The sequence below is a fragment of the Acinetobacter sp. ANC 7912 genome, from assembly GCF_039862785.1.
GTDB classification, from domain to species: Bacteria; Pseudomonadota; Gammaproteobacteria; order Pseudomonadales; family Moraxellaceae; genus Acinetobacter; species Acinetobacter thermotolerans.
This window is the reverse complement of the sequence record NZ_CP156795.1, coordinates 2,373,352-2,385,558: the sequence shown is the minus strand read 5'-3', so window position 1 is coordinate 2,385,558 and position 12,207 is coordinate 2,373,352. Positions and strand designations below refer to the sequence as shown.

General features: G+C 41.4%; 7 protein-coding genes. 5 read left to right on the top strand and 2 right to left on the bottom strand.

The window, feature by feature from the left end:
- Positions 1–86 precede the first annotated feature (86 nt).
- The 5 genes from dcd to ABEF84_RS11790 all read left to right on the top strand — a co-directional run bounded on the left by dcd (position 87) and on the right by ABEF84_RS11790 (position 7,225).
- Positions 87–656 (top strand): dCTP deaminase, encoded by a 570-nt coding sequence (gene dcd / locus ABEF84_RS11810; protein WP_034583345.1) that lies wholly within the window; start codon positions 87–89, stop codon positions 654–656.
- 234 nt (positions 657–890) lie between these two features.
- The gene (locus tag ABEF84_RS11805; protein WP_347454766.1) at positions 891–2,732 is read left to right on the top strand and encodes a hypothetical protein; all 1,842 of its coding nucleotides are present in this window, start codon (positions 891–893) and stop codon (positions 2,730–2,732) included.
- Between the two features lie 11 nt (positions 2,733–2,743).
- Positions 2,744–3,460 carry a hypothetical protein gene (locus ABEF84_RS11800; RefSeq protein ID WP_347454767.1) on the top strand — a complete coding sequence of 239 codons (717 nt, stop codon included), beginning with the start codon at positions 2,744–2,746 and terminating at the stop codon, positions 3,458–3,460.
- Positions 3,461–3,495: 35 nt separating this feature from the next.
- Positions 3,496–5,808, top strand: a complete 2,313-nt coding sequence (locus ABEF84_RS11795; protein WP_347453020.1) for a DUF6160 family protein — start codon at positions 3,496–3,498, stop codon at positions 5,806–5,808.
- A gap of 28 nt (positions 5,809–5,836) precedes the next feature.
- Entirely contained in the window at positions 5,837–7,225 is a 1,389-nt protein-coding gene (locus ABEF84_RS11790; RefSeq protein WP_347453019.1) for a hypothetical protein, read from the top strand.
- A 52-nt stretch (positions 7,226–7,277) separates the two neighbouring features.
- Here ABEF84_RS11790 and ABEF84_RS11785 read toward each other — a convergent pair whose 3' ends face one another.
- Positions 7,278–8,996: a proline--tRNA ligase gene (locus tag ABEF84_RS11785; protein WP_347453018.1), complete on the bottom strand. Its 1,719-nt coding sequence runs from the start codon at positions 8,994–8,996 to the stop codon at positions 7,278–7,280.
- A 94-nt stretch (positions 8,997–9,090) separates the two neighbouring features.
- Complete coding sequence (locus ABEF84_RS11780; protein WP_347453017.1) at positions 9,091–12,198, bottom strand: efflux RND transporter permease subunit; 3,108 nt, start codon at positions 12,196–12,198, stop codon at positions 9,091–9,093.
- Positions 12,199–12,207 lie beyond the last annotated feature (9 nt).

Here is a 12,207-nt window from a genome sequence, read left to right as displayed (position 1 = left end):
CATCAAGGAACAGCTTATTTTCATTAAGGTAAAATTCAGTTAAAGTACGTCGCAATTACTGATTTTAATATTTTGGATTGACATCAATGGCAATTAAGTCTGATCGCTGGATTCGCGAAATGAGCGAAAAACACGGCATGATCGAACCGTATGCAGAAAACCAGGTCCGTTTTGATGAAAATGGTCAAAAGCTCATTTCCTATGGTGTTTCGAGCTATGGCTATGACGTTCGTTGCGCACGCGAGTTTAAGGTATTTACCAACGTGCATTCAGCTATTGTCGATCCGAAAAACTTTGATGAAAAAAGCTTTATCGATATTGAATCAGACGTTTGCATTATTCCACCCAACTCATTTGCCTTGGCGCGTACAGTCGAATACTTCCGCATTCCACGTAATGTGCTGACCGTTTGTCTGGGTAAATCAACCTATGCGCGTTGTGGGATCATCGTTAACGTAACGCCGCTAGAGCCTGAGTGGGAAGGCCATGTGACTTTGGAATTCTCAAATACGACTAACTTGCCGGCACGGATTTATGCAGGTGAAGGTGTAGCGCAAATGCTGTTCTTTGAATCTGATGAAATTTGTGAAACATCCTATAAAGACCGTGGTGGTAAATACCAAGGCCAGACAGGTGTGACCTTGCCAAAAGCATAATATTGCTAATACATTGAATAAACGGGACTTAAAGTCCCGTTTATTTTTTTAGAATTTCATTCATCGGAAACTTTGGCTTTTTGGTCACGATATTTTGGAATTCGATATAAAAATAAGCATAATGACAGAAATATATCTATAAAAGATGCTAACAGCATCATATAAAAAAGCACTGACTCGGCTGGGAAGCTTAAGGATAAAAAAGTAGTGCTTAGCATAAGAAGGATGTTTGACATGATTCAACAACGGACATATTCATTTCGTGCGAGTTACTTGGCTATGTTGGTCAGTCTATGCATGAGTCCAGCAACTTTTGCATTACAAGAGTTGTCGGACACTTCTTTGTCTGAGTCGACAGGAGAGGGTGTAGCTCTTGTTTTAGATAACTTTAAAATGGTATTTCAGGGATCAAAAGATCTTTCTGCAGGTTCAAGTTATGCGCGTGGTCTAGTTGACCCGGGACAATACGACACCGGGTTTATTCGTTTAGTTCCTACCGGGGAAAACTACCAATCTTTATATGATAGCTATTATGCGCAAAAGTATACATCAGACTATCAAACAGCATATCAAACAGCAGTCACCAATAATGACCTTGCTTATACAAGTAAGTACAATGAAGTAAAAAATGATACGACTTTATATAACTCTAAATATACTGAATTTTATAACAGTAATTATGCCAATTATGAAAAAGCAGAAATTGATAAGTATTGGGATAGAACTAGACCAACTAATACATATCAAGTTTATTATAATGCACGCGTACTCATATATGGCGCTGCTGAAACAGAGCGGATGACAATTGCTAAAATAAAACAAGATAAACCTGTAGTAGCTGATGCAACCGCAAAAGTAGTTACAGATACTAAAAACTGGATTGAAAATGAAGCAGTTAGACAAGCACAATTAACTTACAAAGATCCAGTTAGAGAAGCAAACTTAGTTGCTGTCCCAACTGCATCAAGTTGGGCTGTAAATCAATTGCAGCAACGTAAAACTAAAGCAGATGTTTTTATCTACGGTTTAGCCTTATCTAAAAGTGATAATGATTTAAGTAGCCGTTTTAGTAACCAGGGTTTTAATTGGGGTAGTGCAGATAACCCATGGTTAGTTCATGCAGGTACAGCAGAAAAGGTAAGACAGTTTACCGTTACAGAAAAAGATGTTGGCTACATTGCGATTGAAGCACCCTTGATGTCAGTCACACCTACAGAAGCGGATAATAATATTAAACTTGGTTTCTGGGCTGATATTTTTGCGCGTGGTTTTAATACGAATAATGCTGTAGATCCAATTACAGGTGGACCAACTGGAGGTCTGGATCAAAGCGAACGTTTGCGCTTACAGTTCATTGCCAATGGTTTAAGTCTAAATGGTTCACAAGTTCGACTCTTTCAAACCTTACCGTCAAGTATTTTAAACTATAGTGAAACATTGGGTTTGGCGAGTTTAATTCGTCTAAATACCAATGACCGCCCTGAAAATTTAACAAATGCTAGTGCAGACTTAAATGCCAAAGGTATACGTATTAGTACAGCCGCACGTGATGATGATTCCGATGGTGTGGGGCCAACACCGGCGTTAAATAATTCAGTAGCACCACTATTTAATCCAGTTGAAGGTTTATATTTGTATAGCCCAAATATTAACTTGGTATTGGGTAACATGTATCAACCATTTATTGTGGGGTCTGAAGGCAATAACATTATTTTAGAAGTGACCCGTATCCCGGATATTAAAGAAATTTATACCCAAATTTATCAGAATTATGGAGGTGGTTTAGGTTCATCTGAATTACAAGGTAGTACATGTAATGTTTATCAGTGTGGAATGCCAATTAAAAACCACAACACAGATCTGAGTGCTAATTATCAAGGGCGGAGTGCAACCCATAGTAGTATTTCGATTGGTTCGGTAGAGCGCATACCAGGAACGAATTTGTTGCGTGCAAAAGATATAAATTCCACTGGAGTCGTGTTTAAAAGCCCAACAGGTGATTCTGTAAACTTGGGTTCTGTAGCGATTGATGGGGTGTTAATCCAACACCTTAAAATAAAAACAACAGGTTTGTAAGGAGTCAGTCCATGTTTAAATTATCTTTACTTGGTACAGTTCTCCTCAGTGCAGCAATGACACATGCAGCCTTAGAACAGTTGAATTCCAATGAATTGACAAATGTCGCAGGGCAAGGTGGAGCTGACTTAAATTGGACGTTGTCCTTAAACCATGTTTATGCAACTGATTTGAGCAAAGAGAATATTTCAACAGTTGATGCTCAAGGTAATGTGCTTGAAGCATTTTATGTCCTCGACCCTGCGGCATGTGGTACCACAAAGCAATTTTGTCGTTTAGCGATAGCACCTAATAATCATGTCGATGACAATGGCAATAAAAAGTGGTTAGTGTTTAAAGGACTGCAGGGCACCTTACAAATAGATAAGTTTTCTGTAGATGGCACAACCATTATCAATGCTGCAGGTAAGCCACAGACTGCTATGCAAATTACCTTCTATGATGATAATCCTTTAAAAATTCGTAACCTTGGCTTTAGTACAGTATCGATTGAAACAGGTGAAGGTGGTACAGAGGGGTATGAAAATACACCCACCTATCAGACCTATAGTCAAAAGTTGATCGACGAAAATGGCAATATCACCACAACTCCAGTAAGTGTGCCAAATTTTGATAGGGGTACGGAGAAAGGCTTTCTTGGCTTAAATATGCATGGCAATTTGCATATGAGCGGCAATTTAAAAATCTTTAGTTATAACTGTTCAGGTGCGGCAGGTAGCCGTTGTTAGTCAAAAGGCTTTGCGAGCAGCATAAGGATATAACAATGAAAAAAATAGTAGAATTAAATCTTTTGACCGCATGTATTATCGTTGCACAACAGTCTTATGCGCTTGAACAGATTGATGAGCAAAGTCTGTCGAATGTGACAGGCCAAGACGGTATTGTGATTACCCATGAAGTTTCGAGAGTAACTGCCGAAAAAATTAATTGGTATGACCCGAACCCGGATGCAAATAAAAAAATGGGGATTGGTTTGCATAACTTTAATATGGAAGCAAAACCCGGGCAGTCCATTATAAGTCAGCTTGAATTCGATGTAGGGGCTACAGACCGAGGTGCAGGTTTAAAAATTGCGGCGAGTATTTCACCATTTACAGCAACGGCTGATCTCAATCTCGTGAAAACAACATGCAGCACACTCAATTGTGTACCATCCGAAAATACGCTTCGTACACAAGGCACACATGTTACAAACTCATTAGGTTCAATTGGCTTAAGTACTTCTACACCGCTGAGCGTTTTATTGCAAACGAGTGCTGGGCTATTTAATAAAAATGAAAAAGCAAGTATTGATTTTCAGCTGCAAAATGCCACCCTTAGTCATAAATTAGGTGAAAATAGTCTGATTTTTAATGACTTTAATTTTAATTTTGCGGGTTTCGGTTATATGTATATCGATGCCGAAGAAGGTGTTGTACTGACAACACGTAAGGGTAATGAAGACCATTATATTGATTTAGGTCGTGTTACTGATACTTCCGAGGTGGCTGCAGGTCGTGAAGCGACCAACCCAGGTGTTAACATTGATTTACGTTACTATACACCAAATAATGAACGGAAAAATATTATCCGTATGGGTGCATCAGGTGCTGTAACCAACGCCCGTTTGGCAATGTCTGGTGATCAAACCAATATCGCAGATTTTGATATTGGGAATAAGGCTGCCGATGGTAATCACGCTCAAGCCATAAAAACAGCACAAGGCTACAGTAATTTAGTGGGGGATGGCGGGGTTAAATTTTCTTTAGCTGCCGATTTTACCAATGACAATGATCCTAACTTACCTGCAACAAAGAAGGCGACGACCCTTGAGATTGGTCATACAGGTAAAGGTAGTTACGCTATTGAATTTTCAAAAATAAGACCTTTAACCACACGTGATGCAGAAGACAAGTTACATGGTAAAAATGCCTATATTGACTTTGGTGATATTTATTTAAACACCATTAGAGGTAAAGATCTTGAGTTTTTGGTAAATGACAATTTAAAACAAATTTTACAGATACCGACTGATACCGTGTCTCAAGTCTTATCTACGACAGATAATGATTATGCATTGATTGCGGTCCGTGGTTTTGACTTCCAATCTATTGCGGCAAAAGCGCGTTTTATTTCAGATAACTCTTTAGCTGAGTTAACGGGTGATGGAGGTTCTTGGGGAATTGGTATTCCTGTTTACAATCTAAATGCCAATGTAGCACTTAGAGGAACTACGTATGGTGAAAATGCACAAAAAGGGATTGCCTACAATGTAATGGCATCGACACAAGGCTATGGTATTGATGCAAAAACAGGTTTGCCAAGCACGACATCTATTATTTTGATTGATGGTGGAGATAGTAAACATTTGACACCTGTGTCAGAAGGCGGCGACGGAAAGAAATATGATCCCGTCAATTATTATGCTGGGTTTAGAAATATTGATGCTTTTATTGAGTCCCATGGTGTGATTGGCTATGAAGATGAAGGTATCCGTATTATTGCTGACAAACTTGTATTGGCAGCAAGTGCAGAACTTGCAATCGGTCAATTACCAGGTTCGAAATATAACTGTACAACAGAAGCAGCATTATGTGGAACTTATGTCCCTCTCGACAGCTTTTCGAAGCCGGATGATGTCTTGACCAATATTTCATTTATGTTAGATGGTACAGGTCAATTGTTGATCATTCCTGGGGTTGATCCAACAGACACATCACCGGATAGCAATTTCTTATCTTATGAAGCTTCATTTAGATTTAGACCATTGAGTACTGAAGAAGCTGCGGATGAAGATAATATTGGCAGTTACTTTAGAATCAGTAATGAAGACATTGATATTAGTGGAAATTTACAAGTTTCTGCATTTAATTTTAACCGTTTACAAGGTGAGTTAGGTTTAAACGGAAAAATTCGTTTAAATGAAGATACTGTAGTCATGGATAACCAAATCAATTTTAATCCAAGCAAAAATATTAAAGAACCATTCAGAGCTAATTTTGCAATGCAAACAAATAACGCTAGCATGCAAAAAATTGCAGATATCGCACTCACTGGCGGAACGATGCGTAGCACTATGGGAATTAAGCCACGTTAATCAGAAATCAAATATTAAGGATAATAAAATGAAAAAAATAATGCTAAAGACATTAGCCATTTCGATGTTTGGGCTGATAGGAACAACTCATGCGATGACAGCTTTAAACGATCAGGAGCTTTCTCATGTAGATGGTCAGGCTTTACTTAATTTACAGAATAGTTATGACTCAGGTCAGGGTATTAATTTTAGTAAATTAAGCGTTCAAGCATTGATGGAATTAAATGCGAATATTAAAAGTTTACAACTTGGCTGTGGCGGTGATAAAGGTGCAGGCTGCGATATTGATATTTCAAATATTGCACTCAGTGGTCTAAACCCAAGCTTAGACTCTTTAGGAAATCCAGTGTTTGATGCAAACGGACGTGCATCAACAAGCGCGGAAATTACCAATCCTTTTGTTGAATTTGCCATTAAGGGCAATAGTGCAGCGACACGTCAAGTCGTTGGTTTTCGTGTTGGTGCTGAGCAAATTGTCGGTCTACTGACTTTAGGTACAGAAAATAGTCAGAACCCAACAGATGGTATTAAAAGCTTTAGTGGCTATATGAAGATGGCTGCCACCCAAGGTGAAGCGCTAACAAAAGCGGCTACATTTGGTAATACTTTAGATGAAAGTATTCAGGGACGGATTAAGGTAGATTTATTATTAGCGAAGCCAGAACGAGTATTTACTAGTCGACCAGGATCAGAGGGACATACAGGCATTACCGTACCATCTATGCGTGTAAACTTTACTATGCCTGAAACGATTGTGTCTGGACAACGAATTAATCAAGCAGTAGTTAGCAACATTCGTTCATCAATTAAATCTATTCCACTTGCCTCTGGGGGGGATATGACGAATGTGATCGGAACACCAAATTGGAGTGGAGATCAACTTTACGTGGACTTTGATCCATTGGTATTGAATGCTGTTGGTGATCATGCATTCTTTAAAATGTTACCTGGTTCAAGTTTAGATAACTTGAATATGAATATTACCTTTGAGCAAGCCTTAAATATGATTCATAACATTCCACTTAATGGTACGGGTGGCTATTTATCTTTACAGTCAGAAGCAGTCAAATGGCAAGGTACAGATGCCCTTGATACTGCTCAACCAGGTTGGTGGATGTCGTTTAAAGATCCAATTCAACTTGGTTATTTAAAAACTCAAGATGAAGTCGATATTTCATATGTGCTCCCTCAAGTTGCAACGGCAATTACTAACTTCTTATTGCAGCCAGCCAATATTATTAACGTGAATACATTAGAAGCTATTGGTTCATTGCTGAGTGAACCTGTGGAGAAAAAACTAAATATTGATGTAGGTACTTATACAACCAATACACCAGCAACATTAACTTTGCAGAATAAAATCTTACAAAACCAAAATGTTACATCGAACTGTTTTGGTGGTTATAAATTCTGTTAATCCTGCAATAAAAAATCCCGCTTTATGCGGGATTTTTTATTATCAAAGAAAATTATTTCGCAATTTTCGTCAATAACTCTTCTTTAGATAAGTTTACAGATTCAGCATCACGACGACCTTTATATTCAAAAGTACCTGCATCCAGACCTTTTTCACCAATCACAATGCGATGTGGAATACCAGTCAATTCAAGATCAGAGAATTTCACACCTGGACGTTCATTACGGTCATCAAGCAGTACGTCAAAACCAGCAGCTTGCAGTTCTGCATATAAACTTTCAGCAGCTTCTAAAGTACGAGGTGATTTATGCGCATTCATTGGCACAATTGCCACTTCAAATGGAGCGATCGATGCCGGCCAGATGATGCCTTTTTCATCGTAATTCTGTTCAATCGCAGAAGCAACCACACGTGTTACACCAATGCCATAACAGCCCATAGTCACAGTAAACGGTTTGCCATCTTCACCCAGAACTTTACAGCCGAGAGCTTCTGAGTATTTCTTGCCTAACTGGAAGATATGGCCGACTTCAATACCGCGTTTGATTTGTAGTACACCTTTTCCATCTGGAGAAGGATCACCTTCAACCACATTACGCAGGTCATAAACTTCAGTAAACTTCGCATCACGTTCCCAGTTTACACCAGTTGCGTGTTTATCAGCTTCATTGGCACCAGCAACAAAATCAGAAAGTACAGAAGCTGCGCGGTCAACGATTACGGTAATGCCTTTTTCTACCAGACCTTGTGGACCGACAAAACCAGCTGTTAAGCCAAGTTCAGCAAGTTGAGCTTCAGTGGCAAATGTCAGAGGAGCAGCAATCAGAGGATGTTTTTCAGCTTTAATTTCATTCAATTCATGGTCGCCGCGAAGGAACAGGGCAACCACTGGCGCAGGCTGCCCAGCTTCTTTTGCTACGCCTTGAACAAGAAGCGCTTTTACTGAATGCGCAGGATCTGTACCTAAGAACTTAGATACATCGGCAATGGTTTTCTGGTTTGGTGTATCAACTACTTTCAGTTCTTGAGTTGGTGCAGCACGTTCACCAACTAAAATTGCTTCAGCCATCTCAATATTGGCTGCGTAATCTGATTCAGTTGAGAAGGCGATATCGTCTTCACCACTAGATGCTAATACATGGAATTCATGTGAACCTGAACCACCAATTGAACCGGTATCAGCCTGTACTGGACGGAAATCTAAGCCTAAGCGGGTAAAGATCTTGCAGTACGCTTCGTACATTTTGTCGTAAGTTTCTTGCAAAGATTCTTGATCTGCATGGAAAGAATAAGCATCTTTCATGATGAATTCACGTGAACGCATCACACCGAAACGTGGTCGGATTTCATCACGAAATTTGGTTTGAACCTGGTAGAAGTTTGCAGGCAATTGTTTGTAACTTTTCAGTTCATTACGTGCCAGATCAGTGATGACTTCTTCGTGTGTAGGACCTAGGACGAAGTCATTAGTATGGCGGTCTTTAAAGCGTAAAAGTTCAGGACCATATTGAACATAACGGCCAGATTCTTCCCAAAGTGATGCAGGCTGAGTCACCGGCATCAAGACTTCAAGTGAACCCGCATTGTTCATTTCTTCACGAACGATCGCCTCAACTTTATTTAATACGCGAACGCCCATCGGCAGCCAAGTGTAGAGACCTGAAGCCAATTTACGAATCATACCGGCACGAAGCATGAGCTGATGTGAAATAACTTCAGCATCGTTCGGGGTTTCTCTTAACGTTGCAAATAAAAAGCGACTCGCGCGCATGGAAACTGTCCTAAAAAATTAAGCGTTAAAGCAGAGATTATACAATAAAAAATGAGGTGATCATTTTGAATGTCACCTCGTTACATGGTCTGAATTATGACATGATTTTACGTGCATGGCGCAGCATAAAATTCTTAAAGTCATCCAAATAGGTGAAGATTACTGGAACGACCACCAGAGTCAGTAGGGTAGAGGTAATTACCCCGCCAATCACCGCGTGCGCCATCGGTGCACTCTGTTCACCGCCTTCACCGAGCCCAAGTGCCAGAGGTACCATTCCCATCACCATGGCACTCGTGGTCATCAGGATCGGACGCAAACGGGTTTTCCCGGAAGCAATAATGGCTTCATAGCGATCTTCACCCCGATCCATGGCTTTCTTGATGAAGTCAATCAGCAAGATAGCATTCTTGGTGACCAAACCCATCAGCATGATAATCCCGATGATCGAAAACAGGTTCATGGTGGAGTTAAACAGGAACAGGGCCAAGAATACCCCGATCAGGGATAAAGGTAGAGATGCCATAATCGCTGCCGGATGAATAAAGCTATTAAATTGGGACCCGAGCACGATATAGATAAACACGATTGATAAAGTAATCGCAGTCAAGGCATAACCCGCAGACTCTGCCATGTCGGCATTGGCACCTTGAGTATCAAAGCTGTAGCCAGGTGGCAAGTCAAATTCTTCCTGTAATTTGCTAATATCCTGGCCGATATCTCCGGCAGGGCGACCGGCAGTATTGGCTTCCACCAGTACTTCACGCGCCAGATCGCGACGGTTAATTTGGGACGCGCCAAGTTTCTCTTCGAATTTCGCCACGCTGGATAAAGGCACCATGATCGGTTGGCCATTGACATCGGTCTTGTTTGAGTTGAGATACAGGTTCTGTAGATCATTTGGCAAAGTACGTTTGTCTTCAGTCAAACGAAGATTGACATCATAGGTTTCACCTTTTTCATCTTGCCAAGTGGTGACATCATCACCCGCAATTAGTGGGCGAACGACATTGGCAATCTGGTTCACAGATAGACCTAGGTCGCTGGCGAGTACACGATTCACTTGAATATTGAGGGTTGGTTTAGGTTCTTTCAGTGAAGATTCCAGATCGACAATACCTTCAATTTTCGCCATTTGCTGCATAAAACGGTCGGAGATTTTTTGCAGCTCATCCAGATCAGGACCTTTGATCGAGATCATAATAGGCTTTTGACCCCCCGACACGGTTTCATCAGCAGAGGCGACTGAAGTAATGGTAATACCGCCAACCGACTTCAGACGGTCACGGAATTCATTGTTCAGGTCTGTTAATGTCTTTTCCCGTTCAGTACGCGGGGTGACCGTAACGCGCAGACTGACATGGTTTTTGCCCCGGTCGGTGACGCCGTTGATCACACCATAAGTTGCACGTACATCTGGATGCTTGCGGATGATTTCATCCACCTGTTTCAGTTTAGCCTGTGAATATTCCAGAGATGCATCGACTGGGGTTTCAAACTTAATTCGGATTTCGCCTTTGTCTGGAACTGGCACAAATTCGGTCCCGATCAGTTTGGACAGTCCTAGGGCGCCAAACAGTGAAGCCACTGCGATCAGAATGGTGATGAATCTAAAACGTAATGCCAGCTTGAGCAGCTTTTCATAAATATGGCTTAGATTGTCCAGTTTGTTGGAAACCCAGTTAAAAAAGCGTTTCAGCGGATTCTGTTTTTTATTAGGATCTTTTTTACGTTCCGCCCAGTGCGCAGATAGCATTGGATCCAGAGTGAAACTGACAAACATCGAGATCAGGACTGCGGTACTTACAGCAACACCGAACTGGTAGAAGAACCGGCCAATAATTCCGCCCATAAACGCTACCGGTAGGAATACCGCCACAATGGTTAATGTCGTTGCTAATACAGCTAGACCAATTTCTTTGGTGCCATCCAGTGCTGCCGTGACATGATCCTTGCCCATATCACTATGTCGTACGATGTTTTCCCGAACGACAATGGCATCATCAATCAGCAGACCAATACATAGCGAGAGGGCTAGTAAGGTCATCATGTTGATGGTAAAGCCAAACGCCCAGATAAAGGTTAGGGTGCCGAGCAGAGAAATTGGCAGCGTCAGACCAGTAATAATGGTAGAGCGGAAGGAACCCAAGAATAACAAAACGATGACGACAGCAAGTATTGCACCTTCAATAATAGTACGCGCGACATCACCAATCGTACCGCGGATACTTTTAGAGGAATCCACCACAACTTTCAAAGTAGTACCTTGCGGTAACTGGGCTTTGATGCTTTCTAATGTTTTGTAAGTCTGGTCAACCACTTCAATCACGTTGGAATCAGAGCTACGCAGAATATCCACGGCAACGGCAGTTTTACCATTCAGGAATGCACCTGTTTCCAGTTCGGCCTGACTGTCCTCAATGTTTGCCACCTGTTTCAGGAAAATCGGGGCACCATTTTTATTGGCAATGACCAGATCACCAAAGGAAAGGGGATGCAGTACCTTGGAGTTGATTTCAACTACCAGTTCGGAATTGCCGGATTTGAGCGTGCCGCCCGGCACTTCGATATTTTCTGATTTCAATGTGTTAATGACACTATCGACACCAATACCAAAGGCCTGCAATTTTTGTGGTTCAACCTGAATGCGAATCTGGCGCTGTGCATCACCGAGCAGATTCACGGTACCGACACCGGGTACCGTGCGCAGTTGCGGTACGATACGCTGATCCAGATAGGAACTCAGTGATTTTAAATCCATATTATCGGATTCGAATACAATCGACATCACGGCATTGGCAGATGGGTCATAGCGCTCCACCACTGGTTCCTGAATTTCATCGCGGAATTCGGCAGTGACGGATGCAATCTTGTCGCGGACATCCTGTGCAGCGGTAGTAGAAGGAACATCCAGATTGAATTCGGCGGTGATCATCGACAGACCTTCACTGGACTGGGAAATCACCTGCTTTAAACCGGAAATGGTATTGATCTGGTCTTCCAGCTTTTTAGTGATTTCTGATTCCACCGTTTCAGGAGAAGCACCTGGATAGTTGGTATAGATCACCACAAAAGGGAAATCCACATCCGGGAATTCTTCCACGCCCATGCGTTGCCAGGACGCCAATCCAAGGACCATCAGGCACAGCATCATCATGATGGTGAGTACCGGATATTTCACACTAATACGCGTCAACCACATCTTATTATT

Coding starts and splice junctions, on each gene's coding strand:
- dcd (WP_034583345.1), top strand. CDS start 87: ATGGCAATTAAGTCTGATCGCTGGATTCGCGAAATGAGCGAAAAACAC.
- ABEF84_RS11805 (WP_347454766.1), top strand. CDS start 891: ATGATTCAACAACGGACATATTCATTTCGTGCGAGTTACTTGGCTATG.
- ABEF84_RS11800 (WP_347454767.1), top strand. CDS start 2,744: ATGTTTAAATTATCTTTACTTGGTACAGTTCTCCTCAGTGCAGCAATG.
- ABEF84_RS11795 (WP_347453020.1), top strand. CDS start 3,496: ATGAAAAAAATAGTAGAATTAAATCTTTTGACCGCATGTATTATCGTT.
- ABEF84_RS11790 (WP_347453019.1), top strand. CDS start 5,837: ATGAAAAAAATAATGCTAAAGACATTAGCCATTTCGATGTTTGGGCTG.
- ABEF84_RS11785 (WP_347453018.1), bottom strand. CDS start 8,996: ATGCGCGCGAGTCGCTTTTTATTTGCAACGTTAAGAGAAACCCCGAAC.
- ABEF84_RS11780 (WP_347453017.1), bottom strand. CDS start 12,198: ATGTGGTTGACGCGTATTAGTGTGAAATATCCGGTACTCACCATCATG.